The organism is Bradyrhizobium sp. TM102 (genome assembly GCF_009176685.1).
Taxonomy (GTDB): Bacteria; Pseudomonadota; Alphaproteobacteria; order Rhizobiales; family Xanthobacteraceae; genus Bradyrhizobium; species Bradyrhizobium ottawaense.
Window position 1 is genome coordinate 6,494,824 of sequence record NZ_AP021855.1, and the last position, 25,440, is coordinate 6,520,263.

At 59.7% G+C, this 25,440-nt stretch carries 24 protein-coding genes and 1 pseudogene; 7 read left to right on the top strand and 18 right to left on the bottom strand.

Going from position 1 to position 25,440, the window contains the following annotated elements; genetic code table 11:
* Positions 1 to 15 precede the first annotated feature (15 nt).
* A complete protein-coding gene (locus GDN70_RS30730) occupies positions 16 to 1,725 on the top strand; it encodes an FAD-dependent oxidoreductase (protein ID WP_038973320.1) in 1,710 nt (569 codons plus the stop codon).
* A gap of 282 nt (positions 1,726 to 2,007) precedes the next feature.
* On the opposite strand, the pseudogene GDN70_RS30735 reads toward GDN70_RS30730, so the two are convergent.
* From GDN70_RS30735 to GDN70_RS30790, 12 genes and pseudogenes are all read right to left on the bottom strand, one after another.
* Positions 2,008 to 3,025, bottom strand: a pseudogene (locus GDN70_RS30735) (Gfo/Idh/MocA family protein); the annotation flags it as partial.
* Between the two features lie 6 nt (positions 3,026 to 3,031).
* A complete protein-coding gene (gene aroQ / locus GDN70_RS30740) occupies positions 3,032 to 3,481 on the bottom strand; it encodes a type II 3-dehydroquinate dehydratase (RefSeq protein WP_038973321.1) in 450 nt (149 codons plus the stop codon).
* 13 nt (positions 3,482 to 3,494) lie between these two features.
* Positions 3,495 to 4,241 carry an amino acid ABC transporter ATP-binding protein gene (locus tag GDN70_RS30745; RefSeq protein ID WP_028142358.1) on the bottom strand — a complete coding sequence of 249 codons (747 nt, stop codon included), beginning with the start codon at positions 4,239 to 4,241 and terminating at the stop codon, positions 3,495 to 3,497.
* Between the two features lie 59 nt (positions 4,242 to 4,300).
* On the bottom strand, positions 4,301 to 5,128 hold the full coding sequence (locus GDN70_RS30750; protein WP_152103423.1) for a transporter substrate-binding domain-containing protein: 828 nt from the start codon (positions 5,126 to 5,128) through the stop codon (positions 4,301 to 4,303).
* 51 nt (positions 5,129 to 5,179) lie between these two features.
* Positions 5,180 to 5,836 carry an amino acid ABC transporter permease gene (locus GDN70_RS30755; RefSeq protein ID WP_038973323.1) on the bottom strand — a complete coding sequence of 219 codons (657 nt, stop codon included), beginning with the start codon at positions 5,834 to 5,836 and terminating at the stop codon, positions 5,180 to 5,182.
* 12 nt (positions 5,837 to 5,848) lie between these two features.
* Positions 5,849 to 6,517 (bottom strand): amino acid ABC transporter permease, encoded by a 669-nt coding sequence (locus GDN70_RS30760; RefSeq protein WP_038973324.1) that lies wholly within the window; start codon positions 6,515 to 6,517, stop codon positions 5,849 to 5,851.
* A 51-nt stretch (positions 6,518 to 6,568) separates the two neighbouring features.
* Positions 6,569 to 7,432 carry a shikimate dehydrogenase gene (locus GDN70_RS30765; RefSeq protein ID WP_028142354.1) on the bottom strand — a complete coding sequence of 288 codons (864 nt, stop codon included), beginning with the start codon at positions 7,430 to 7,432 and terminating at the stop codon, positions 6,569 to 6,571.
* A gap of 6 nt (positions 7,433 to 7,438) precedes the next feature.
* Positions 7,439 to 8,266 (bottom strand): shikimate dehydrogenase, encoded by an 828-nt coding sequence (gene aroE / locus GDN70_RS30770; protein WP_038973325.1) that lies wholly within the window; start codon positions 8,264 to 8,266, stop codon positions 7,439 to 7,441.
* A 3-nt stretch (positions 8,267 to 8,269) separates the two neighbouring features.
* Positions 8,270 to 9,496 (bottom strand): CaiB/BaiF CoA-transferase family protein, encoded by a 1,227-nt coding sequence (locus GDN70_RS30775; protein WP_038949614.1) that lies wholly within the window; start codon positions 9,494 to 9,496, stop codon positions 8,270 to 8,272.
* The gene (locus GDN70_RS30780) at positions 9,493 to 9,963 is read right to left on the bottom strand and encodes a MaoC/PaaZ C-terminal domain-containing protein (RefSeq protein ID WP_038949613.1); all 471 of its coding nucleotides are present in this window, start codon (positions 9,961 to 9,963) and stop codon (positions 9,493 to 9,495) included. Before GDN70_RS30780 ends, GDN70_RS30775 begins: the two co-directional genes overlap by 4 nt.
* A gap of 12 nt (positions 9,964 to 9,975) precedes the next feature.
* Complete coding sequence (locus GDN70_RS30785) at positions 9,976 to 10,362, bottom strand: VOC family protein (protein WP_028142350.1); 387 nt, start codon at positions 10,360 to 10,362, stop codon at positions 9,976 to 9,978.
* A gap of 4 nt (positions 10,363 to 10,366) precedes the next feature.
* Complete coding sequence (locus GDN70_RS30790; protein ID WP_028142349.1) at positions 10,367 to 11,311, bottom strand: ketopantoate reductase family protein; 945 nt, start codon at positions 11,309 to 11,311, stop codon at positions 10,367 to 10,369.
* 102 nt (positions 11,312 to 11,413) lie between these two features.
* Between GDN70_RS30790 and GDN70_RS30795 the strand changes: the two genes are divergently transcribed.
* The gene (locus GDN70_RS30795) at positions 11,414 to 12,394 is read left to right on the top strand and encodes a LysR family transcriptional regulator (protein ID WP_152103424.1); all 981 of its coding nucleotides are present in this window, start codon (positions 11,414 to 11,416) and stop codon (positions 12,392 to 12,394) included.
* A 781-nt stretch (positions 12,395 to 13,175) separates the two neighbouring features.
* Here GDN70_RS30795 and GDN70_RS30800 read toward each other — a convergent pair.
* The 3 genes from GDN70_RS30800 to GDN70_RS35625 all read right to left on the bottom strand — a co-directional run bounded on the left by GDN70_RS30800 (position 13,176) and on the right by GDN70_RS35625 (position 15,426).
* Positions 13,176 to 13,367, bottom strand: a complete 192-nt coding sequence (locus GDN70_RS30800; RefSeq protein WP_028142347.1) for a hypothetical protein — start codon at positions 13,365 to 13,367, stop codon at positions 13,176 to 13,178.
* Between the two features lie 326 nt (positions 13,368 to 13,693).
* The gene (locus tag GDN70_RS30805; protein ID WP_049824211.1) at positions 13,694 to 14,662 is read right to left on the bottom strand and encodes an ABC transporter substrate-binding protein; all 969 of its coding nucleotides are present in this window, start codon (positions 14,660 to 14,662) and stop codon (positions 13,694 to 13,696) included.
* Between the two features lie 599 nt (positions 14,663 to 15,261).
* The gene (locus GDN70_RS35625) at positions 15,262 to 15,426 is read right to left on the bottom strand and encodes an H-NS family nucleoid-associated regulatory protein (RefSeq protein ID WP_371731599.1); all 165 of its coding nucleotides are present in this window, start codon (positions 15,424 to 15,426) and stop codon (positions 15,262 to 15,264) included.
* Positions 15,427 to 15,794: 368 nt separating this feature from the next.
* Between GDN70_RS35625 and GDN70_RS30815 the strand changes: the two genes are divergently transcribed.
* Both GDN70_RS30815 and gmd read left to right on the top strand, forming a co-directional pair.
* Entirely contained in the window at positions 15,795 to 16,328 is a 534-nt protein-coding gene (locus GDN70_RS30815) for a transglutaminase-like cysteine peptidase (protein WP_240536525.1), read from the top strand.
* A 267-nt stretch (positions 16,329 to 16,595) separates the two neighbouring features.
* The gene (gmd, locus tag GDN70_RS30820; protein ID WP_028142344.1) at positions 16,596 to 17,687 is read left to right on the top strand and encodes a GDP-mannose 4,6-dehydratase; all 1,092 of its coding nucleotides are present in this window, start codon (positions 16,596 to 16,598) and stop codon (positions 17,685 to 17,687) included.
* A 92-nt stretch (positions 17,688 to 17,779) separates the two neighbouring features.
* On the opposite strand, the gene GDN70_RS30825 is transcribed toward gmd, so the two are convergent.
* The 3 genes from GDN70_RS30825 to GDN70_RS30840 form a co-directional block, all read right to left on the bottom strand.
* Positions 17,780 to 19,087 (bottom strand): WcaI family glycosyltransferase, encoded by a 1,308-nt coding sequence (locus GDN70_RS30825; RefSeq protein ID WP_028142343.1) that lies wholly within the window; start codon positions 19,085 to 19,087, stop codon positions 17,780 to 17,782.
* A gap of 63 nt (positions 19,088 to 19,150) precedes the next feature.
* The gene (locus GDN70_RS30830) at positions 19,151 to 20,125 is read right to left on the bottom strand and encodes a GDP-L-fucose synthase (protein WP_028142342.1); all 975 of its coding nucleotides are present in this window, start codon (positions 20,123 to 20,125) and stop codon (positions 19,151 to 19,153) included.
* Positions 20,126 to 20,880: 755 nt separating this feature from the next.
* Positions 20,881 to 21,882, bottom strand: a complete 1,002-nt coding sequence (locus tag GDN70_RS30840; RefSeq protein ID WP_240536519.1) for an ABC transporter substrate-binding protein — start codon at positions 21,880 to 21,882, stop codon at positions 20,881 to 20,883.
* Positions 21,883 to 22,133: 251 nt separating this feature from the next.
* On the opposite strand from GDN70_RS30840, the gene GDN70_RS30845 reads away from it, so the two are divergent.
* From GDN70_RS30845 to GDN70_RS30855, 3 genes are all read left to right on the top strand, one after another.
* The gene (locus GDN70_RS30845) at positions 22,134 to 23,633 is read left to right on the top strand and encodes an undecaprenyl-phosphate glucose phosphotransferase (RefSeq protein ID WP_244625837.1); all 1,500 of its coding nucleotides are present in this window, start codon (positions 22,134 to 22,136) and stop codon (positions 23,631 to 23,633) included.
* A 64-nt stretch (positions 23,634 to 23,697) separates the two neighbouring features.
* Positions 23,698 to 24,141 (top strand): glycerol-3-phosphate cytidylyltransferase, encoded by a 444-nt coding sequence (gene tagD, locus GDN70_RS30850; protein WP_152103425.1) that lies wholly within the window; start codon positions 23,698 to 23,700, stop codon positions 24,139 to 24,141.
* Positions 24,122 to 25,300 carry a CDP-glycerol glycerophosphotransferase family protein gene (locus GDN70_RS30855; RefSeq protein ID WP_244625838.1) on the top strand — a complete coding sequence of 393 codons (1,179 nt, stop codon included), beginning with the start codon at positions 24,122 to 24,124 and terminating at the stop codon, positions 25,298 to 25,300. Before tagD ends, GDN70_RS30855 begins: the two co-directional genes overlap by 20 nt.
* Positions 25,301 to 25,440 lie beyond the last annotated feature (140 nt).

Below are 25,440 nucleotides of genomic sequence, written 5' to 3' on the forward strand. Positions count from 1 at the left end.
AGAAGGCGGCTTGAGATGGTGCAAGCCAATCACTCCTGGGACGGTGAGACCGATCTCCTAGTCATCGGCGCCGGTGCGGCGGGCATGACGGCCGCACTTGTGGCCGCCCTCGAAGGGCTTCAGGTTATCCTCTGCGAGAAGTCGGACATGGTGGGCGGCACGACCGCAACCTCCGCCGGCACCGTCTGGATCCCGGGTAGTCGGCAAGGACGGCTCACCGGAAAGCCTGATACGCCCGAGGGCGCCCGCACCTATCTTGCTGCAATGCTCGGTGACCACGCGACCGACCAACGCCTGGACATGTATCTCAAGGCGGGTCCGATCGTGCTCGACTATCTCGAACAGAAAACGAGCGTCCGGTTCGCGGCGCCCCCAGTCCATCCCGACTACAAAGACCTTCCGGGCGCCGCGATCGCCGGCCGCGCACTCGGAGCAGTTCCGTTTAACGGACGCGAGCTCGGAGACGACTTCGCCCGGATCAGACCGCCACGCCGCGAATTCATGGTTCTCGGCGGGATGATGGTTGGGAAGGCGGACATTCCGCCGCTATTGGCGCCTTTCCGCGACTGGTCCAGTTTTCGGCATGCCGCAGGTCTGCTCACCCGGTATGCGCTGGATCGTGTCAACTACAGGCGCGGCACACGCCTGATTATGGGCAATGCGCTTGTGGCTCGACTTTTTGACAGCATTCGGCGCGCCAATGTCACTCTTCGCTTTGAGACGGGGTTGAGCGAGTTGATCAGCGACCGCGGTGCGATCGTAGGGGCTGTCCTCTCATCACCAAACGGACAGCTGGCCATACGCGCCCACAAGGGCGTGGTGCTCGCAACCGGAGGGATTGGCTGGAGCCGAGAGCTCCGCGAACGGCTGTTTCCGCACGCGGCGCGCCGCTACTCGCTCGCGCCATCGAGCAATACTGGCGATGGCATCCTGGCCGGGGAGCGCATCGGCGCCGGCCTGGAGCGCGGCCTCGATAGTCCGGCCCTGTGGATGCCGAGTTCTGTCATGAGGCAGACGGACGGCCGCCTTTCAGTCTTCCCCCATATCCTGCTCGATCGTGCCAAGCCGGGACTACTCGCCGTCAACAGGTCAGGGCGACGCTTCGTCAACGAGGCTAATTCCTACCACGACTTCGTCGCCGCGATGCTGGCGTCGAATGCTGCGGCGACGCCGGCCTTCCTGATCTGCGACAGAACCTTCATCAGGGATTTTGGAATCGGGCTGGTTCACCCAGGAACCAGAAGCCTGACCTCTTACCTGCAAGCCGGTTATCTGCTTGAAGGTCAGACGATCGAAGAGTTGGCTCAACAGATCGGCACTGACGCCGACCAGCTTGCTTCGACCGTGAAGCTATACAACCGCTACGCCGAAGCGGGGATCGATGAGGAGTTTGGCCGAGGTACCAGCGAATTGAATAGGTTCAATGGCGATCCCGACAACAAGCCGAACCCTTGTCTCCGGCGGATCGGCCCAGGTCCGTATTATGCCGTTGCCGTATGGCCATCAGATCTCGCCAGCAGCGCCGGCTTGCGAACGGACGCTCGCGCTCGGGTGATGTCTCACGACGATAGAATCATACCAGGGCTGTATGCCGTTGGTAACGATTCATCTTCCATTTTCCGCGGCATGTACCCAGGACCCGGTACAATGATCGGCCCGGCCGTGGTATTCGCCTGGTGCGCTGCAATCGATTCTGCAGGAACTTTCACCGAATACTTAAAGTAATCACCTGCAAGCGACTGGGCAGGCAAGTGACAGACCGCGTCATGCCTCGGGAGACGCAGGGTTGCCGATCTACCTCGATCATCAGTGACTTTGTCGCTTCCTGCCCGAATCGGGGCATTCGCGTCGATTCACGCGCGTCTCTGCGATGTCTGGTCTGGCCTCGACTGCCGACGTCCGGGACACCATGCCGATCTTCGCCTTCGGGCCACAAGCGGTCGTCAGGCAGCAACCGCAAGATTTCGGCTGGTGGTCATCAGGCTCAGAAAAAGATGCGGACGTTCCATCTCCGGTTTCCGCCGCGCGTTTGACCACGTCGATCACTGTGAGGGTTTTCAGCCCTTCGCGCCCGCTCACCACAGGCTCGGCCGTACCGCGGATGACTCCGCAGAAATTGGCGATCTGCAGAGCAAGCGGGTCTTCGTTCTCGTAGCTCAGCCGCTCGCGCTCAATCGGCGCCCACCAGCTGGCCTTGCTAGGATGATGCCATAGATCGAGTTGCGGAATAGCCAGCGATGCCCTCGTGCCGCCGATCTGGTAGCAACTCTCCTGCGTATGACTGTAGGCCGAGTTCTCACCGGCGGTGAATTCCCAGCTCCAGGGCGACTGGATGGTATCGGAGACATTGACCGTTCCCAATGCGCCGGAGGCGAAGTGAGAGGATCACCGCCGTCTCTTCAACCTCATTTCCACGCAGCCGATTGGATTGGGCCGCTTGTACCGCCACGATATCCCCACAGAGGTACCGTAGCAGGTCGACATCGTGGATGAGATTCAGGAAAACGGGACCCGCCCCTCTCTCGCGACGCCAGGCCACATCGAAATAGTCGTCCGGCTTGATCAGCCAGAACATGCCATGCACCGACACGATCTGGCCCAGCCGGCCCCTTTCGATCTCCGCCCTAGCGCGCTGAATCATCGGGTTGTGGCGGCGATGATGGCCGGTAAGCAGCGGCACGCCCGCCCGCTCGGAGGCTTCGACCAGTGCATGTGCAGCGACGACGTCATCCGCTAACGGCTTCTCGATGAGCGCCGGGATGCGAGCTGCGATACAATCCATGCCGTTGGCTACATGCATCTGATTAGGGGTGGCGACAACCACCCCCTCCGGCCGATTTTCGGACAGCATGTCCTGAAAGGACGGAAACCAGTCCACCTTCGGCGACGCCGCCAACTCTCGGGCCGCCGGCATCGGATCGACGATCGACGACAGTACCGCCTCCGGCCGCGCGAGAATGTGCTCGACGTGTCGCTTGCCGATGAGACCCGCTCCCATCAGCGACAGGCGGACGGGTGCACTCATACGATGCTATCCCTTGCTCTCATCAAGCAGCTTGGCCACGCGACGCAAGCCGAGCAGATAGCCCTGGGTGCCGAAGCCTGCGATGACCCCATCAGCCCGTTTGGAGACAAACGAATGGTGACGGAATTCCTCGCGCTTGTGCACGTTGGAAATGTGCACCTCGATCACTGTCCCCTCGAATGTGTTCAGCGCATCCAGGATGGCGACTGACGTATGGGTGAAAGCCGCGGGATTCATCACGATCCCGGCAGCCGTCTCGCGCGCCTCGTGGATCCAGTCGATCAGCTCGTATTCCCTGTTCGACTGGTGAAAGCGAATCTCCAGGCCGAGCTCCTCGGCCAGCGCACGGCAATCTCGCTCCACATCCGCGAGCGTCTCGTGGCCATAGATGTGGGGCTGGCGCTTGCCGAGCAAATTGAGATTTGGTCCGTTGAGGACGTAGACAAGACGACTCACGAAAGACCTCCATTCAGTGATGGGCAAGGATCTCGCCAAGAAACTGCCTGGTGCGGGCATGCTCTGGATTGCGGAAGAACGCCTCGGGCGCGCCTTCTTCGATGATCTGGCCTTCAGCCATGAAGATCACACGATCCGCAACCTGGCGGGCAAAGCCCATCTCGTGCGTGACGCAAATCATGGTCATGCCGTCGTTGGCGAGGCCTATCATCGTATCGAGCACCTCCTTGACCATCTCAGGATCGAGAGCCGAGGTCGGCTCGTCAAATAGCATCACCTTGGGCTGCATGCATAGCGCGCGCGCAATTGCGACGCGCTGTTGCTGACCACCCGAAAGCTGAGCTGGATACTTCTCGGCCTGTTCACCAATGCGCACGCGCTCGAGGTATTTTCGCGCGGTCGCCTCTGCCTCGGCCTTGCCGATGCGGCGCGCGCGAATGGGGGCGAGCATGCAGTTCTGCAACACCGTCATATGCGGAAAAAGGTTGAAGCTCTGAAAAACCATCCCGACGTCCTGACGTACGACATCGATGGCCTTGATGCTGTCGTCCAGCCGATGACCGTTCACCACGATACTGCCCTGCTGGATCGCCTCCAGGCGGTTGATACAGCGGATTAGCGTCGACTTTCCCGAACCGGACGGACCGCAGAGCACGATCTTCTCGCCCTTGCGCACGGTGAGATCGACATCGCGGAGAGCTTGGTACCCGCCGTACCACTTCTGCACACGCTTCATTTCGATCAGAATCTGGTCCTGCATGCTGGCCTCCGCTGTCGGGCGGCGGCCAACGCGGATCGCGCGTCGGCCGCTCGCAGGGACTACTGAACGGCGAAAGGAACGCCGGGGACCGTGTCGGGGAAAACCGGGACCGGCACCTTCATCCATTTGGCGTAGAAGGCGGCCAGCTCGCCGTTCGACTTGATCTGGTCGATGAACTTGTTGACCGTCTCGTTCCACTCCTTGTCTCCCAGGCGCGTGCATGCGCCGTTGTATAGAGCGGAGAAATGAAGCTTCGGTTCGAACCCGAACTCCGGTTTCGCGGCATTCAGACGCTGCGGGTAAAACAAGTTCGCACCGACGGCCTGGACCTGGCCAGAGAGCAGCGCCTGTATCGTGGCCGCGTCATCGTCGAATCTGCGGATTTCGGTCCCGGACGGGGCGTTGTTGGTGACCTGCGTATCTTGCGTCGAGGAGCGCGGGACACCGATGACATATTTGCCCATATCAGCATTGCTGTTGATCGGCGTCGCCTGGGCCGCGACAAGCGTAATCTCATTGGCGACATACGGCTTGGAATACTGCACTGCCTTCGCACGCTCCGGCAGCATGGCCATGGTCGCGAACAGGATGTCCACACGGCCTGTGGTCAGTGCCGGGATACGATTGGCAACGGCCAGAGGTGCGAACTCGGCCCTCACGCCAAGGAATTCAGCGAAGGCACGCCCCATGTCGGCATCGATGCCCTCCTGCTTTCCCGAGCTGTCGACAAAGCCCCAAGGCGCATTATCGCCCTGAATGCCGATGACGACGACGCCCTTCTTCTTCACGTCTTCCAGAGTGCCCGCCTGCGAGCCGCCTGCGACAACGATGGCCGACAGAGTCAGCAGCGCAATGCCGACCTGGCGGCGATTGAGTGAAAACAACATGAGTATCTCCTCCTGGTGATGGCTGTATTTGATTGGGCAGGTGCGCCGTTCCTACCTTTGATTGGCCAGGGCGGGCCTGGCCTCCATCCGGCTGCCCCACCATGAGAGTGGCCAGCAGAGGATGAAATACATCGCGCCAACCACGCCGAAGACCAGCAACGGCTGGTAGGTCTGGTTCGATACGATTTGACCGGCGCGGGCGAGTTCGATGAAGCCGACAATGGCGGCGAGCGAGGTGCCCTTGATGAGTTGCACGAGATAGCCGATGGTCGCCGGCAGCGAGATGCGAATAGCTTGCGGCAGCACGATGTCGCGCATGCGCCAGGAATAATGTAGACCGAGCGCCATTGCGGCCTCGGTCTGACCGCGAGGCACGGCCTGGATTGCGCCGCGCCAGATCTCGCCGAGAAAAGCCGAGGCGTTGACGGTGAACCCGATCGCCACCGCAACGAATGCTGACAGCTTCAATCCGAGGAGCGCCAAGCCGTAGTACACCACAAACAGTTGCAGCAGCAGCGGTGTGCCCTGGAAGATAACGATATAGATCCGGACCATCCATTCCACAGTCGTGCGACCGCAGGTGCGCAACAGTGCGACGATCAGGCCGGCGGTACAGCCACCGACGAATGCAACCAGCGTCAGCAGCACCGTCCACTGCAGACCACGCAGGAGGAAGCCGAACTCGGGAAGACCGAAATGCGGTGTCATGATCTGCCCTTCTCAGCGCGTCGGATATGAGAAGAAACGGTGGGAGATGATCGCGAAGCCCGACATCAGCAGCCAGGAGATCGCGAGGTAGAGGAAGGTGACGAAGAAATAGACCTCGAAGCTGCGGAATGTGTCGCTTTCGATGCGCTGCGCAACCGACGTCAACTCATCGGCGGAGACGGCCGAACAGATCGACGAGGTCAGCGTCAGCATGATGAACTGCCCCGTGAGCGACGGGTAGATCGCGCGAAGCGCGGGCTTGAGTACAATGAAACGAAACACCTGTCCTTTGTGCAATCCGAGCGCGTAGCCGGCCTCAACCTGTCCCTGGTGAACAGACTGCACGCCGCCACGGATGATCTCGATGGCGTACGCGCCTCCATTCACGCCGAGTGCGATAATGGCGGTGGCGGTCGGATTGAGCTTCAATCCGATGAGCGGCAGTGCAAAGAACAGAAAGAAGATCTGCACCAGGAAAGGCGTATTGCGCACGATCTCGACGAAGCCGATCACGATGGCACGTAACCAAGCCGCCTTCGAATCGCGTGCCGCGACGCCGGCGACGCCGATGATCATCGCCAGTGTCATGCCGGCAAGCGCCAGACCTAACGTGCCCACGCACCCCCACAGCAGCGCGGGCATGGCATGCCAAACCACCGAGAAATCGAGCGTATAGCCCATCTTGCGTTTCCTCTCGGGCGTTGTGCGTGCCGCTCGCCCATCGGCCGGGTGTCACCCTCCCAGGGATGCGAAAGTTGAGAAGAAGACGTCTGGATCGGGTGAAACGCCCGTGAACAGGCGGAAAGCTTCGGTGCCCTGGAAGATCGCCATGCCGCCACCGTCGACGGTGCGGCAACCGAGGGTACGGGCCGCGCGCAGCAGTGCGGTTTCCAGCGGGAAATAGACGATCTCGGCGACCCATAGATCGGGACGCAGCAAGGCCGTCGGCAGCGGTGTGCCCGGATACTTGTCCATGCCGATCGGAGTCGCGTTGACAATTCCGTCTGCGGCAGCCACGGCCGCTGCAACATCCTGGCCGGCCTTCAAGCGCCCCTCTGCAAATCGGGGGGACAAGCCGTCGACCACACTCTGCGCCTTGGCCAGGTCCAAGTCGACAATGATCAACTCCTGCACGCCGAGTTTCATCAGCGCAAAAGCGACTGCCGCGCCTGCGCCGCCGGCGCCGAATTGGACGACACGACCGAGCGACGCGCCTTGCATGTTGCGGCGAAAGTTCTCGGCGAAGCCGAACCAGTCGGTGTTGTGGCCGATCATTCGACCGTTCCTGATAACCACGGTGTTCACGGCACCAAGCGCCTGCGCGTCAGGCGAAAGCTCTTCCAACAGCGGAATGATCGCCTGCTTGCAGGGATGGGTCACGTTCAGCCCGTCAAAGCCCATCCGCCTCGCGGCCGTGAGCAATTCCGGCAATGCCTCCGCACCGAGCTTCAACTCGGCCAGATCGATCTTCCTGTAGAGATAGCGGATGCCAGCGGCGTCAGCGGCCGCTTCGTGCATGGGCGGCGTGCGGGACGCAGCAATGCCGCTGCCGATCAGGCCGACGAGGAAGCTGGGTTTGGGTTGAATGCTCGGCATAGCCCGTCAGCGCAATGGTAGGGTCAGCTCGGCGATGACCTGAGCCGTGCTCGGTCGAACGCCGCGCCACCAGGCAAAAGCTTCTGCCGCCTGCTCCACCAGCATGCCGACGCCGTCGGCGAGCTTGGCTACGCCTTCGGCGCGGGCCGCTTGCAGAAAGGGAGTCAATCCCTTGCCGTAGGCAAGTTCGTACGCCAACTTCGCACCGCGGAAGACATTGCCGGGAAGTGGCGGCATCTCACCTCGCAGGCTGGCCGATGTCGCGTTAACCACGACGTCATAACCCTCGGCAAGATCGGCCAGTTCAGCATAGCCGCTGACGATCAGGGGACCACAACCGGCAAACTCTTCGGCCAATGCCACAGCCTTCGATAAGGTACGATTGACGAGAACCAGCTCGGACGGCTCCTGGCGCAGGAACGGCAGCAGCGCGCCACGCGCCGCGCCCCCGGCACCGAGCATCAGGACTCGCTGGCCGGCCATTTTGACACCGAGATTGATGGTGATGTCGCGCACAAGGCCGATCCCGTCAAAATTCTCGCCAATGATCCGATGGCCGTCGAACTTCAGGCAGTTTACGGCGCCAGCTCGGTCGGCGTTCTCTGAAAGCTCGTTTGCGTAGGCGAAGGCATCGAGCTTGAACGGGGCAGTGATGTTCAGTCCCTTGGCGCCCTCGGTCCGGAATTGATCAACCCGCCCGCTGAAGCCATTGAGGGGACCCTCGATCGCCTCATAGACAAGGTCCTGTCCTGTCATTCTGGCGAAAGTGCCATGGATGTGAGGTGATTTGCTGAAGCCGATCGGGTTGCCGATCACCGCATAACGGTCGCTCATCGCTCACTCCTGCACTGCGAGTTCGTTGTAGAGGACCCCGTCACGCACCATCGCCTCGACGAGCTCGGCCGAAAGTCCCAGCGACTCTGCAATGCGGCGATTGTCCTGGCCGAGCAGCGGCGCCGGAATTCGCACCGTGGTGTCGCAGTTGGAGAAGCGGAAGGGCAAGTTCGGTAACGTCACCTTGCCGAGCACAGGATGTTCCTGCTCGACCAGCATGCCGCGCGCGTGGATCTGCGGATCCTTCACGACCTCTTCGATGGTCTGCACGGGAGCGGACGGCACGCCTGCTTCGTCGAGTGCCGCAAGACAGGCGTCCCGAGAGGGCTGCGACAGCGTCCAGGTGCGCACAATCTCCATAGCTTCAGTATAGTGGGCGTTGCGCGCAGCAGGCGTGGTGAAGCGTTCGTCGGATGCCAGCGCGTCTCCTCCGATCAGGCTCGCCAATCGTCGCCACGCATCATCAACTTGCGCGGCGATGACAAGATTGCCGTCCCTTGCCGGAAAGACGCCGTAGACGGTCGAGTCTGGCTGTCCGCTTCCAGTCTGCTTCGGCAGATCGGTACCGCCGGAGAGGAAGTAGCGCTGCACTGCATAGTCGTGCATCGAGACCATGCAGTCGTACAGCGCCAGATCGATGTGTTGACCGCGCCCGGACGACGCGCGGCCGACCAGCGCGGCATTGATGGCAGCCACACCGTGAATGCCGGTATACATGTCGGCGAGTGGCATCCGCAGCAGCGGCGGCGCTTCGCCGGGGCAGCCCAGCTGCGCCAAAGCGCCCGACATCGCCTCTGCGATCAGGCCGAAGCCCGGACGGTCGGCATAGGGACCGGTGTGGCCATAGGCGGAGACCGAGCAGTAGATCAGCCCGGGATTGCGCGCCGACAGCGCCTTGTAGCCGAGCCCGAGTCGATCGAGCGCGCCGGGGCGGTAGTTCTCGATGAAGACGTCGGCCGTGTCGACCAGCTTCATCATCATGTCAAGACCGCGCTTATCGCGCAGGTCGATGCACACTCCCTGCTTGCCCATGTTCTGCTGCAGGAAGTAGCCGGACTGTCCGTCCTTGAAATAGCCATGGGCGCGGCCCGCATCGCCTGCCGTCGGACGCTCCACCTTGATGACCTCGGCGCCCATCGCGGCAAGGCAACGGCCCATGAACGGGCCTGCCAGGAAATGGCTGTAGTCGATGACGCGAATGCCCTTGAGCGGCAGATCCTGCGCGGTCATGCCCGCTCTCCCGCGACGCTAGTCTTCGATCGCATGGGAATCATCAGCCGGTGCTCGCCTAGCTGCACCACTTCGCCGCGCTGGTTGATCAGCTCCGAGGGCAGCACCACGATGCCCCACCCTTCCCGCTTCGTGGCGCGCATTGATCCAACGCGGAACTTCACATGCACGGTATCTCCGAGCTTGATCGGCAGCTTGAAATCCCACGTCCAGCCCAGCGACATTCCGGGAAGGAAGCGGTAGTCGGCACGGGTCTTCAAACCGTCGGCCAGCGACAGACCAAACAGCCCGTGCGCGACGCGCGTACCGAATGGTGTGGTCTTGGCGTATTCCTCGTCGACATGAACAGGCGTGAAGTCGCCCGTCAGTTCTGCGTAGGCATTCACCATCATTTCGGTAACCGTCACTGAGGGAGTGACGCATTCGTCGCCGACCTTGGCATCGTCCCAGTAGCGCTCATCGGTCATGTCGCCTGTTCCTTAGGCCCGTGGATTGATCGCCAGGGCCGCTTCCACAGCGCCTGCACTGGCTTGCAAGATTTCGACGTTCAGCCCGCCCGGCAGTTCGAGCCAGTTCGGTCCCGTAGGCAGCGCCTTGGCGCCCCAGGCGGCGGCACGGGCGAGCACACCTTCGTAGTCGTCGACCATGATCCCGAGATGGGCGAGGCGCCCCTCCGGTCCGACGAAGTTCGGATCCTCGATGAGTTGCACGCTTCCGAGCACCCATACCTGACGCGGGCGGGCACCATCGGCGGGTTGCTCGTCGCGAATGGGAAGACCAAGCACCTCACGAAAGAAACCAACGTGACGATCAACGTCCGGCACACGGATGGCGACGTGTTCGATGTAGGCACGGGGCAGCGACATCGTCTTAGGACCTTCCAGGATAGTCGCTGCGGGCGTATTCGATGCCCTTGACCAGCGCGACAAGGGTGGAATTGACGGGGGTCGGGACGTTGAGCCTGGCGCCCCAGCGCACGACGGACCCGTGGATGTAGTCGATCTCAGTCAAGTTGCCGGACTGCAAACTTTGCAACATCGACGTCTTGAACTCGGGCGGTAGACCAGCGGATGCCATTGTCCAAGCGCGCCGCGGGTCGGTGATCGAGATCTTCACGCCAGCCGCCCGCGCGACCGCGATGCCCTCTGAGATCGCGGCCAGCGCGCAATCTTCCAGGATCGGCAGCGAATAGAGACCGCCATAGGTCAGGCCGGTAATGGCAGTAATTCCTCCTCCGGCAACGTTGATGAACAGCTTGTCCCACATCGTGCCCAGGATGTTGTCGCTGAGCAGTGTGAGGATGCCGGCGCGGTTGAACGTCTCGGAAATTCGCCGTGCGCGTTCCGTCAAGCGTCCATCAAGCTCGCCGATGATGGTTTCCTTGCCGATGACCCCGGAGCGAACGTGACCGGGGCCGAGCAGCACGCCACCAACGTAGGTCTTGCCCGCCATGACCCGGTCACGACCAACTTCCTCCGACAGGATGTCCTCGTGGCCAAGACCATTTTGAAGCGACATCACGACCGTGTGCGGCCCGATGATCTGCGCGGCCGCCCGGATGGCCTCACTCGTGTGGTAGGATTTGACGAGGACGATGACGAGGTCAGCCTTGACGCCGACCTGGGCCGCGGACGTGCAGGCGGTGACCGTCACGACGGTCTCGGCGCTACCTTCGCGCATGCGAAGCCCGCGGGCGTTGATTGTGTCAACATGGGCCTGGAACGGATCAATTAGCCAGACCTCGGCTCCCCCACGCGCCAGCGTGCCGCCGATGGTCGAGCCTAAGGCCCCCGCTCCGATAAAGCAGATCCTCATCGAACGCTTCCCCCAGCGCCATTCTCGGCGTTGGTCGCGTGGTAGCAGGCTGGTTGACATTAAGATATGCTATGATTCTTATATGCATTATTGTCATTTGCAATGAAACCTCAGGATCACCCCGAGACGAAACTGCTGGAGCCTCGCCTGCTCAGGCTCTTCGATGCATTGTTCACCACGGGCAGTGTCACCAAGGCAGCCGAGAAACTCGGTCAGAGTCAGCCGACCATTTCGATCTGGCTGGCACGCCTGCGAAAGGAACTGGACGATCCACTCTTCATCCGCTCAGCACAGGGAATGTTGCCGACTCCGCGCGCCGAGGCTCTCATCGGCGCGGCCAGACAAGCGTTGGAGATGCTGCGTCGTCTGGCGGAGCTTCGCTCCGACTTTGATCCGGCGACTGCCAAGCGCCGCTTCGTCATCTGCATGACGGATGCGAGCCACATCACGCTGCTTCCGGCCATCCTCGCTCACGTTCGTCGCGTTGCGCCGGGCATCCGCATTGAGGCGGCGCAGATCGGCGGCGATACCCCACGAATGCTGCAGTCTGGCGAGGCCGATCTGGCGCTCGGCTACATCTCGGACCTCGACGCGGGGCACTTCCAACAGGCACTCTTTCCGCAGGATTGGGTCTGCCTGGCAAACGCAAGACATGCCCGGATCCGCAAGCCCATCACCGCAAAGGATTTCAGGCGGGAGGCACACGTCCTCATTCGCTCCGGCACCGGACATCAGTTGCTCGCGGACGCGCTACGGGAGCAGCGGATAGTCCTTGATGTCGTGCTTGAGCTACCCGGCTTTTTGGGGCTACCCGCGATCATCGGCACGACTGACCTGATCGCTACCCTCCCAAGGCACATTGGCGAAACGTTGGCTCATTATTACGGACTGAGCGTGCTCGACTGCCCGCTGGCGATCGCCGGCTTTACGGTGAAGCAATATTGGCACGCCCGCTTCCATCACGACCCGGCAAGCCAATGGTTGCGTGACGTATGCGGGGAGCTTTTTCAACAGCAGAAAGTGCGGGGTCTTTATCGTTCCGGTCCGCCAAGGAAACGAAGACCACGCGATTTGCAGTCGTAATGGTCCCCGGTAGCGGGGCAACGACCGCCCCCCTGGGGCCGCCGGCTGGGCCGACTGCGGCACGGCTGCAATTCCGCACATGCGCATCTCGACCGGTTGTCCGCTTCGTTCGCCATAGCACCCTATTCTACGATGAGGGCAAAACAGACCTGCCCGAGCAGCTTCCGCGGTATATGTTGGGATGGAAGCCTCGGAGATAAGCCAGCCTGGCTACGCCGTTTAGTTCGATTCTGGACCGAGCCTTAGAATCTGTGTTTCCAAACGCGCCCAAAGTGCAACTGCTTACCGAATGAACTCAACAGCTTGAGATCTGGCTGGGGCGGGAGGGATCGAACCTCCGAATGGCGGAATCAAAATCAGGCAGGAGTCTGAGCAAAATCAACGGTTGTTCTGAATATCGTGCGATATTCGTCCCCAGGGAGAACAATAGGTCAGCGAGCTGTTCAGAACGGCGCCCGCCTTCAATTGCAACCTCGCCGGGTACGGAAGCGGGCTTTTGTCCTGGATTTCCCCGCCACAAGCCGGGCGCGCTGATCTTCTTCAATCGCCACGTCGTCGGCGGCGTGTATCCGGCAAGCTCCGATTTATCCATGAACCGGCTCGATGCTGCCGGGGCCGCGAGTTAGCTGCACGCCAGGCGCGCTTCACGCCCGGATCGCCTCATTCTCAAGCCCAAATAAGAGAACGAGAAGTTAGCGAGGGCGGATGTAGCCCTCGTGAGTAAAGGCCCCCAGGGTCATTGCGGAGGCCCGCTCGGAAACGCCGCGTCAGGTCTGCTCTTTCATTTACCCTTTTGTTTTTCTTCTGCGCTTTTTCCATCGGAGCTTTTAGAGCGTTCTTCGAAGCGATCAGCGCCCTTGGCTAGATCGTGCCCCGTCTTGCTCTCGCTCTTCGCTTCTTCCTTAACAGTTGCCTCGCGCAAGCCTTCAGCGGCCCGTTCCTCCGCCTTTGATGCTTTTCGTTCGTCATCCATTTGCTGTTCCTCACTGATAAACACGCTTGTCCAGGAATACTTCCTTGTCTCTCTCATCAGCCGCAACAATTTCCCAATCAGATCGCCCGGACATTGTTCCAGTTCCGTTGAAGCTAGGTGCGCCTCCATGGCGTAAACCTCAGTCGAGCCGCGGTCCACGTTCCCTAAACAGCGCAACGCCGACATCGAAGTTACAAACAGTATGCCCGCCCTGGGTCAATCGTGTCGATCTAGTCGCGTTCTCGGCACGTCCGGGGGTGCCTTAACTGCTGACATGCCGGGCTGAACCGCGGTCTTCGCCTCAGGGCTAGGAGCAGAGGCATGCGTCACTCGATCACTTCGTCGGCGCGAGCGAGGAGATAGGGCGGGATAGTAAGGCCGATGTTCTTTGCTGTTTTGATATTGATCGCCAACTCGAATCTAGTCGGCTGTTCAATCGGAAGGTCGGCGGGTCGAGCGCCGCTCAGAATTTTTGCTGTATAGTCGGCAAGCTGACGCTGAACATCGGTGATGCGGGGCGAATAACTCATAAGTCCGCCGGATTTGACGAAAAATGACCATTCATAAGTCGCGGGGATCCGATACTGCTCGCACAACGCTGCGAGTTGCTCTCGGCGTGCAATATAGAATGCATCTGGACTGACAAGAAGCGCGGCATGCTTCCGGTTTCTGATTTCGCCGAAGGCAGCATAAATTTGCTCATCGGTGCTCGCCTCCAGGACGTGAATTTCTCGGCCAAGCGACTTGGCCGCAGCTTCGGCATCCGATACCACTACATTCGCGTTTGGATTCGTTGGATTTACCAGCGTAGCGATTGTTCCGCCTCCCGGTGTCAACTCTGCCAATAACTCAAGTCGCTTGGCGGTCAGTTGCGGAGTGTACATGCTCACGCCAGTCGCGTTTCCTCCCGGCCTGTTCAAACTGGAAACAACGCCAAGAAGTACCGGGTCCATGGCAATTGCAAACACGATCGGAATCGTCTTAGTCGCTTTCGTTGTCGCCAAGACTCCGTTTGTACCAGTGGCAGCGACGATCACTCGAACGCGATCCTGAATCAGATCTGCGATCAATTCCGGAAAGCGATCATACTTTCCATCCGCGAAGCGATACTCGATGGTGACGTTCTGGCCTTCTACAAGGCCCTTGGTGCGGAGACCATCCCGAAAGGCGTCGAGCAACTCCTTACTTTTGTCGGCTGAGTCGAAGCCAAGATAGCCAATTGTTGGAAGTGCGCCCTTTTGCGCGTATGCCGCGCAAGGGAAGACAATTGCCGCGACGCCGAAAAGTGCAATCAATCCTCGCCACTTCATGGGCAGGCCCGCAAGGTCGTAAGGCGGCTAAGTGAGTATAGGTCAGCTGTTCGTCGCGCGCGATACAGATTGTCGCGCCGAGAAATACCGCATCGCAATGGGCCGGAGCCCGACCGGCTTTGGATCCAAATGCGAAGAAACTCAACGTCAGCATATCTAGTCCGCGCCGCCTCGCTGAGCGCAGGCCGAAGAGCGCGCGGCGTCATTCGCGAATGGGACGCGAGGAGACGTCCCCGAAATTATAAGGAGCTGAGGTCTGCTCAGGGTCACAGGTGGACGAACGAAGCTAGGCCGGCAACTGTCCGTTCTCCCCTTGAAGCGGACCCTTGGTCCGCGCTCAGCCGGGGCAGCTTCGGGCCAAAAACTGACATCGTCAGGCCTTCCGCCGGCCTCCATCCTATCGCTCGTTTGCCCGCTCACGGGTACCGCTGAAGGCCCCGACGCGGAATTGCTGGCTCCCCTGGGGAGCTTGCTCACCACCTGATAACAAAAAGCCCCGGGCGACGCCGGGGCTTTGAACTGCTTACCTTGATCAGGTGGGCAGATCAGTATTTCGCGTTTCCGACGCGATCGCGACCCACCGCTCAATTTGTCTCGCGCTTTTGAACCGAAGCCCGCTCGATGAGGAAATCGTCTAACTGCCGACCGCCTCGGAGCTGCGGTTGGAGCCACCGCGGTAGCCTGCCGCGACCGCACCATTCTCCGACGGGTTCTTCGGATTTCGGTATTTGGGACGAACGGGCGGGTATGGACGGCGATCCTGTGGAGCCGTTCCTCCAACTGTGCTTTTTGCACCAAGATTTACGTCACGTTCCGGCGAAGAGGACATCCGGACGAGGTCTTGCACGGACCCTAGCTTCATTCCGCAAGCAGCTTCATACGACAGAGCGGGAGCAGACACCTCCAAATCTTGCAGGTGTTCGAGGCCACAGACTCCTATACCCTGGCCGCCTTCACCTCGTTCAGATCAAGCGCGCGCACGCTGCTCCACGATTGTGCATCGATTGCCTCACAATTATCGTAGCGCTTCCACCGCATCGCAATATACTTCGCCTAGCAATCAGGAATGCCAGGCGAAGTTTTGATGATCAGGCATGCGGTCCGCATGCTGGCCATAATGTATTGCGTTTGCAGCCAGCCCGCCTATTCGAACTACGAATCCCAAGCGGTGACGCCACCGCTGTCATTCTCACAATTCTGCATTCAATATCCCGACGATTGCCAACGTCACGACGACCGCAGGGTCCGAGATTTCCGTTCCTCAATTCAGCGTTGGCGAGAACTCGCACAAATCAATTCAATCGTGAATTTTGGCATAACCCCAAGGGATCCGCCCGCAAGCCGACGTGACGCGGAATGGCAGATATTCCCTGACGAGGGCAATTGCGGCGACTATGCCGTCACCAAGCGGCATCTGCTGCTGCGATCCGGCTGGCCCAGCTCGGCCCTCCTTCTCGCAGAGGTCGTCGTGCGAGCGACTGGAGAGCACCATCTTGTGCTGCTCGTGCGTGAGGGAAGAGCAGTCCTCGTACTCGATAATCTGAGTCCAGTGGTCACGCCGCTTGTAGATGCTTTGGATCGGTTCACTATCCTGCGTGCGGAGTCGGGAACGGATCCACAACGGTGGACACGGGAAGTCGCGACCTTCTAGCTGGCATTCTGATCAACGGGGCCAAGCCTCATATGGTCAAGAATCCGATCTAGTTCTTTCCGCGGTTTGGAGGCCTCTCGCCCGACTACGATCAAACGAGGGACGGACACCTTGAACGGCACTGCGCCTCGCACGTACTCGGAGGAGATCCTTTGGCGCGCCGGCTGGAGCCAAACGCTGTTAATCTAAGCTTGATTTTCGCTCCATTTCGCCCTCCCTAACCAGGTCAATTTCGTGTAAGCACCAATTTCCATCTTTGGGACTGATATGACAAAGAAACGAGCACTTATTACCGGCGTCACTGGCCAGGACGGCGCCTATTTGGCCGAACTTCTTTTGCAGAAGGGATACGAGGTCCACGGCATCAAGCGCCGGACCTCGCTGTTTAACACCGATCGCATCGATCATCTGTATCTCGATCCGCACGAGCCTGACCCGCCCTTTCGGCTCCACTATGGCGATCTGACGGACTCCTCGAGCCTGATCCGGATTGTCGGCCAGGTGCAGCCGGACGAGATCTACAATCTCGCGGCGCAGAGTCACGTGGCCGTTTCATTCGAGGAGCCGGAGTATACGGCGAACTCCGACGGCCTGGGCACACTTCGAATTCTCGAGGCCATGCGGATCGTTGGACTGGAAAAGACGACCCGATTTTACCAGGCATCGACCTCGGAACTGTACGGTCTGGTCCAGGAAATCCCGCAAAAGGAGACCACTCCTTTCTACCCCCGGTCGCCGTACGCCGTCGCCAAGCTCTATGCCTACTGGATCACGGTCAATTACCGTGAAGCTTACGGGATGTATGCCTGCAACGGCATTCTCTTCAATCACGAATCTCCCGTCCGGGGTGAGACTTTCGTCACCCGAAAAATCACGCGGGCATTGGCCCGGATCCATCTGGGCCTGCAGGAGCGGTTGTATCTCGGCAATCTCGATGCATTGCGCGATTGGGGACACGCGCGCGACTATGTCGAGATGCAGTGGCTTATGTTGCAACAAGAAAAGCCGGAAGATTTCGTCATCGCGACCGGTGTTCAACATTCGGTTCGAGATTTCGTTAACGTGGCGGCGAGCGAAGTCGGCATGCAGATCCGATGGGAGGGGGCCGGCGTCGACGAGAAGGGTTACAATGTTGCAAACGGAAAATGCGTGGTGTCGGTCGACCCGCGCTATTTCCGCCCAACAGAGGTCGCCACTTTGCTTGGCGATCCGTCCAAGGCGAAAGAAAGACTCGGCTGGCAGCCCCAGACCTCATTCGAGAGCCTCGTTCGCGAGATGATGAAGGAAGATCTCGAATCCGCAAAACGCGATGAGCTGATTAAGCAGCACGGCTTTAGGTATTTCCCGCGCCACGAGTAGTCCTGGCAGATCGGCCAGCAAGGCAAGAAGCCAGATGAGCGCCCATCACGGCGCTCATTTTTTTGGACGACAACGAATTGAGATCAGATGCTTTAAGGTGACCGAACGGCATCCTCCACTGGAAGCCCAATGTCGCCGGCAGCGTTTTTCGAGTCGACATTCTTCTGCCCTGTCGCACTGCCCTGCCCTGCCATGGCCTCCGACCACCGGTGCACAATTGCGCGTCGATCCCAACGATCAAGCGCGCGCCTTCTTCCTTCTTCGCCGTAATGCTCACGGAGAGCCGGCGCCTCGCTGAGCTGGCAAATTGCAAGCTCAAGCGCCGACGAATCTCCGGGTGGAATCACCAGGCCCGCATCCGTGACTTCCGCCGCGAGGCCCGTGCCTTCTTCAGCCATCGCAATGACCGGCCGAGCCGACGCGAAGATCGCGCCAAGCTTGGAGGGCAACACCAGATCGGCGGCCTCGGCTTTCTGCGGGATCAGATGAAAATCGGCCGTGGCCATCAATTGATTGAAACTTTCGTTGGGCTGAAGCCCGAGAAAATGGACATTGCGACGTCCGGCAGCGAGCTGCTCCAGCCTCATTTTATGTGGCCCATCGCCTGCAAGGATGAAGTGGATATGAGGATGGCTCTCCTCCAAACCGATCGCAGCCTCGATCACGAGTTCAAGGCCTTGCTTGTTCGACATTGTTCCGGAGTAGAGCGCAACGATATCGGCCGCGCCCAGCTTCAGCTGCTGACGGTATTTGGTCATTCGCGAACCCGGGCAGATCGCGTTGGTGTCAATCCAGTTTCTCACCTCGGCTGTCTTGTCAGGACTCAACCCCTTGATTCTCAACCGGTCCACCATCGCTTGAGAGATGGTTGAAACATGGTCGAACGATTTGAGGATCGCCGCTTCGGCTCGAAGCATCCATTTTCGCAAGTTAGGATTGCGTAGCAGACCAAGATCAAATGCCGCGTCCACCTCGAAGTCCTGCACATGAAGCCATGATTTGGCACCGACGCAACGAGCGACGAATGAGACGAAGGCAGCCGACATTAATGATGGTGCGACGGCGATCATAACGTCGGGGCGCCAGGATAGCGCCTCAACGAGGATCGGCGCCCCGCTCGTAAGCGCGAATGAAGCGTGATGAACCAGCCGCTTGGCGCCCGAGGGATGTCCGGGCACATAAATCGGCGTACGGGTCACGCGAACGCCCTGAATATCTCTCGACCTGAAATACGACGACTTGAACGCCGGGGGAATCTTCCAGGCTGGATAATACGGAGGTGCCGTAATGACCCTGACTTCATGACCTTCGGCAGCCAAGCTTTCGCAGAGCTCAGCGTTGTATTTTGCCACACCGATCAGATCGGGGGCATAGTTGATGCCGACCAAGAGAACACGCATAAAGCCCCGCCCAAATCAAAAGTTCGCAATAAAAAAGTTTCTTGTAGTCTTACGTAGTTTTTCTCAGCGCGTCGCGCTGACTTCCAGATGACGTCCAGAGCCCTTTAAAAAGTCTGCGTAGGCGGCCGCGAGACCGGCCCGCAGGGCGACGTTCGGTCGCCAGCCAAGCCCGCGAATTCTCGAGCTATCGAGCAGCTTGCGTGGCGTGCCGTCAGGCTTTGACGCATCGAACGCGAGCTCGCCCTGATAGCCCACGACCTCCGCGACTGTCCTCGCAAAATCGGCGATCGACAATTCGTCGCCGCTGCCGACATTGATCGGAAGATCGCTTGAATAGTTCTTCAGAAGGAAGACGCAGGCATCGGCAAAATCGTCGACGTTGAGGAATTCGCGGAGCGGTGTGCCGGTGCCCCACACCGAGACGCTGGTTGCATTGGCCAGCTTGGCTTCATGGAAGCGCCGGATCAACGCGGCCGGGACGTGACTATGATCGGGATGATAATTGTCGCCGCGGCCGTAGAGATTGGTCGGCATTACCGAGATGAAATCGTCGCCATATTGCCGACGATACGCCTGGCACATCTTGAGGCCGGCAATCTTGGCGATCGCATACCACTCGTTGGTCGGCTCGAGCGGCCCGGTCAACAATTCGCTTTCGGCGATCGGCTGCTTGGCGTGCTTTGGATAGATGCACGACGAGCCGAGGAACAGCAGGCGCCGCACACCAACCGCGTGACTTGCACGGATCACGCTCAATTCCAGCGCAAGGTTGTCGCAGAGAAAGTCGACCGGGAAATTGTTGTTGGCCGCGATACCGCCAACTTTTGCAGCGGCATGAATCACGACGTCCGGGCGATTGGCCTCGAGCCATCTGAGCGTGGGTTCTTCCTTTGTCAGATCCAGCTCACGCCGATCAGCCGTCAGCACGGTGCAATTTTCCGACACAAGCCGGCGGACGACAGCTGATCCCACCATGCCGCGGTGACCCGCGACGAAGACACGTTTGCCCGTGAGATCGTAGGTTGAAGCCCCTGTCATCGTATCCTCTACCGGCGTTCGATTGGCCGGACCGTCAATTCCGTGAGATCCGGCTACCGCCGCATTACGCAATCACGCTGCCGATGCAGCCCCGCCAAACTGGTAACACAATCTTCACCATGCAACAGCCTATCCCGGCCCGACAAAGATATTCATGGTGAACCCGTGCTGCGCGCACAAAAGAGCAGCACACGGCGAAACAAAAATGAGCAAGGCAGCCGCATGAGCTGTGCGGCTGCCTTGTAAATCTTCTAAAAAGCGGCGCTCGCCGCTTTAGGTCAGCCGAAGTTCAGTACGCCCGACGCAGGACAGGGCCGACGGGCGCGCAAACGCGGTCCATATACCAGCCATAGGGCGTCTCGACCCGCACCAAGGGGCAATGGCGCGACGGCACATATCTATATGGGTAGGGCTGCGCCCAGAACGTGACAGGCGTCGCCTGGCTTGCACCCGTCAGGAGGGCCGCCGGCGCCGGCATTTGCATCGCCGCGCTTGCTCCGCTCGCTGCGCAGAAGGAAACGGCGGCGGCCAAAAGGCCTCCTCGCATCATGGTCTTAAACATCCCAAAAAAGCTCCTCGCCCCTGCGGATTTGGTCCATTCCCCGCGCCCCACCAGGCCGCAACCCGAGGACCACCGCGAACCAGCCTAAATAGTAAAGCCTAGATTACCAAGGCTAGGGCCAAAAAGGCAACCGACGGCGCAGCTTGGGGAGGGCCTTTATAGCGATATGGCGGGCAACTGTGGCTTCTTGGTCCTATTTTTCCTCGCTCCAGGCGCCCGGGGCAGCAAGGTCGGGTGAACGTCGGTACACATCTCGGAGGAACTGGTAGTTGACGGTCTGGGCCAGCGGCACGTCCTCTTCGCCAAGTTTGGCGAAGAGGAGAATGTCCCGAAGCGTCCGCCAACGGCTTTCGTCGTAATCGCCGATGCGCCCCCCTGTCGGCAAAACGAGCGGACGTAGCTGCTGCAGTTCGAATTTCAGCCGCTCGGGATTCAAACTGGCCGGCCCGGTCCCAGCCAGAACGGGCACGCTCCGTGCATAGTCCGCGTAGGTGAATTGCCATCCCCGGATGAGGCCCTGAAGGACATCGGCAATCATGGATGGCTGTTCATGGACGAGAGCGTTACTCGCGAAGTAGACCAAGCCAGGAACATGGATGCCATAGTCTTGCGGTTTGATGACATTCAGCTTCGTGAACGTCGAACTGGAGGGATCCGGCTGCTCGTCGATTCCAGCGATGATCGCATCCACCTGCCCGCCCCGCAGAGCTTCGAAGCTGTCGCGGTCTGGCACCTTGGTAATCTGGCTGCGGGGCAGCCCGAGCTGCGCCATCATGGCGTCGAAAACGACGTCGCCCTCACTCGCCCTGCGGTATCCGACTCGCTTTCCGACCAAATCAGCCGGACGCCGCAATCCCGAGGCTTCAAGCGTGAAAATCGCGACAGAGGTATCGAGGAAGCTTGCCGCAAACGCAGTCACAGGGACGCCGCGCCAGCTCGCCAGCAGGAACTTCTGGCCGCTCGTCACGCCGATGGCATGTTGGCGTGCAATCGTCTGGACGAACTCTGGGTCTTCGGGCAGGGCCGCCATTTCAATGCGGGAGGAGAAGTACCCCTGCCTCGATGCAGAGAGTTCGCCGGCAAACCGCGCGCCATATGGCCCGTCCAGGAGGAGTTTGACCCCGACGGCCGCGGAGGCCGTCGGAGTTCGTATGGGGGCCGCATCGGGGCGAAGAAGCAGCAGCGCGGTCCCCACCAATGCCGCCGCAGCGAGGCCAATGGCAAGGTAACGCCTCCCTTTCGGCCGGGTCCGCCGCCGGGACTGGGTTCGGGGCAACGAGAACTTCCTAACGGGTTGTGAAATTTAGCATATCAGTCGAGGCGAGATGGGCTACAATGAAGCTTCTGGGGTAAGGTTAATTTTCCCTTCGCCTTGTTTTAAAAGCGATTTTGACCGATAGCACGGCGCGTTCGGATAATGAATTTTGCGTCAATGGGCTTGGCAAGATGACAATTCTTTCCACTCGACCGGTGCCCGTCCCTGATTCTGCGACGGAAATTGGTGAGGTCGAGCAATCCCCGGCAACAGCAACCGGCTATGCGCCGAGCTGGCTGCGTCCCGTGGTGGTCGAGCGGTTGATGGCCGTGGTCGATGCGGCGCTGATCGTATTCAGCGGGATCGGCTGCGCGGTCGGCTATCACATCGCCACCGCGGGCACGCTCGGCAAGGCGGACGTCTATGCGGCGGCGAGCGTCCTGGTCGCAATCAATTTCATCCTTCTGACCAGCGTGCAGCACGGCTATCGCCTCAAAGCCATCACCGACTTGGCCCGCACGTTCCGGATGACGCTGACGACGTGGACCGGCTTGTTCGGCGCGTTGCTGGCGATCGCCTTCACGATGAAGGTCAGCGACGAGTTCTCCCGCGGCACCACCATCTCGTTTTATCTGGTCGGCCTCTCCGTTCTGCTCGCCTGGAAGATCGCGGCCGCGCGCTGGACCGCGCATGGCTTGCGCACCGGCGCTTTCGCCAACGGCCGCGCCATCATGATCGCCGAGTTCGGCCTTGCCACCTCGTCCAACGCGGTCGATGACCTCGGCCAGCACGGCTACCGCCTGATGCGGGTCATGGAAATCCCCGCCAAGGAGCTCGCCTCGCCGCTGCTGCTCTCCTCGCAGGCGCCGCGCTTCGAGGAGCTGATCACTTATGCGCGCGAGAACCGGATCGAGCACGTCTTCCTGCTGATGAACTGGAGCCGGCAGCACGCGATCGACAGCATCCTGGACGCGCTGAAGATCCTCCCCGTCCCGGTGCATCTGGTGCCGGACGCCAACACGGCGCGCTTCCTGCGCTATCCGCTTGAAGGCACCGGCAATACCTTCACCGCCGAGCTGCGCCGCGCGCCCTTGTCCTGGAAAGAGCGTGCGCTCAAGCGGGCGCTGGATCTCGTCGGCGCGAGCTTTGCCCTCCTGGTGTTCGCGCCCGTGATGCTGGTGACCGCGATCCTGATCAAGCTGACCTCGAAGGGCCCGGTGTTCTTCCGCCAGACCCGCCACGGCTTCGGCGGGCGCGCGTTCAAGATCTTCAAGTTCCGCACCATGCGCGTGCTGGAGGACGGCCCGACCATCGTCCAGGCGCAGAAGAACGACCCGCGCGTCACGCCCATCGGCAAATGGCTGCGCAAGACCTCGATCGACGAGCTGCCGCAGCTTCTCAACGTGCTCAAGGGCGACATGTCGCTCGTCGGCCCCCGCCCGCACGCGGCCGCCCACAACACCGAATATGAGCAGATCATCGGCAACTACGCCTTCCGCCACCACGTCAAGCCCGGCATCACCGGCTGGGCCCAGGTTAATGGTTACCGCGGAGAAACCCGCACGCTCGAGCTGATGCAGAAGCGCGTGGAGCACGATCTGTGGTACATCAATAATTGGAGCTTGGGGTTGGATATCAAGATTGTCGTGAAGACCGCACTCCTCTCGTTTTCGCAAGCGACCGCTTATTGAGCCTTGAACACAAGTTGTTCATCTCGGTCCCGATGATGTTTTACACGAACGATGTGAAGGACATATGACAACAGTAATCACGTACGGCACTTTCGATTTGTTCCACATCGGCCATCTGAACGTGCTCGAGCGCCTTCGCGCTATGGGGGACCGCCTAATAGTCGCCGTCTCCACGGACGAGTTCAATTCGGGAAAAGGAAAGAGCTCCTGCTTTTCGTTCGAAGAGCGAGTGAGAATCGTTTCCGCCCTCCGATGCGTGGATCTTGTAATTCCAGAGAGCAATTGGGAGCAGAAAGTTCATGACGTGAAGGCGCATGAAGTGGACATCTTTGGAATGGGCGATGATTGGGCTGGGAAATTTGACTTCTTGAAGCCTCATTGCCGAGTTGTTTACCTGCCCAGGACGCCCGCGGTTTCCTCGACATCGATCAAGCTCGACATATTCGAGGCGCACAGCGAGAAGCAAGCACAGGTGCAGCGCGAACAAGGTGTTCGTTCCCTTGCTTGATAAGCGGTTGGTCGTAGACCTTGCGAGTAAATGCTTGACTGCCATACTTGCCCTAGTACCGCCAAAGCCTAGGCAAGTATGCTTCATAAGCAGTCCAGATCTGAGCGATAATGCGTGGGCCTTCTTTCGCTACCTTGCGAAGCACGCTTCGCACGAAGTCGAATGGATCTGGCTCGTTGCGAATATCCAGGCATCAAGAGAAAAGTTGCTCGAAATGCATGGGACCGAACGCAATGTTCGAATCGCACGCAAACGCACATTGAAGGGCCTTTTCTTGTTTCTACGAAGCAAGTACACCTTTCATACGCATGGACACTATTATTTCTTTCGAGGTTCAAAGACGCGAACGATCGTAAATCTTTGGCATGGCATGCCCTTGAAGACGATCGAACTCTTAGATCTAAGAGCTAGGCGCACCCCTTTTTACTCAGACTATGCGATCTCTACGTCGGCCTTCTTTCAGAAGGTGATCGCGCAAGCGTTCGGGGTGCCCGATTCACGCGTTCTCATAAGCGGACTTCCGCGGAATGATGCGCTCAGAGTCAAGAGACCCATCCCGCGATACTTGGAGTTGCCAGAGCACACTCGCGTGGCGGTGTGGATGCCAACTTTTCGAAGGTCGTTCTTTGGCGATGTACGAGCCGACTCGAAATCGGATGTTATTACGTCGGACCTTCTAAAAGCGGTCGACGATCTCCTCGGCGATACACACACGGTTTGCATTCTAAAGCTGCATCCAATGGATCACTTGAACGGTTACTTAAACGAAACCTTCGAGAACATTCGCGTCCTTCGAGCTGCCGATGACAATGGAAAGCACGATTACTACGAAGAACTCTTGGCAGCTGCGGACTGTCTTGTAACCGACTTTTCGTCTGTCTTCATTGATTTCGCTCTGACCCGCCGTCCAATCGGCTTCTACATTCCCGATCGAGACCGATACGTTCGGGGGTTTATTGACGACGTCCTAAAGAATGTAGGATTTCCAGGCGCCCGCCTCAGTACTGCTGTTGAAATTGCGAACTTCATGGCAGGGGACTTATCAACAGAGATACCGGCTTCATCATTTGAATGCATGCACGCTAATGCCGACATGGAAGCCTGCAAGACGCTACACACGAGCCTCGTTCAGCGCGGACACCTGACCGAAATCGTGTAGCTAGGGAAGCTGATTGGATCGAGAAAATGGTTTCGAGGCGCACATTCCTCCACGGCTCCCTTGCAGCTGCTGCACTTTCCTCAATACCGGCGGAGAGGTCAGCGTCTGCAGGGGCAACAAGAGCGCTCTGGCTAAAGGGC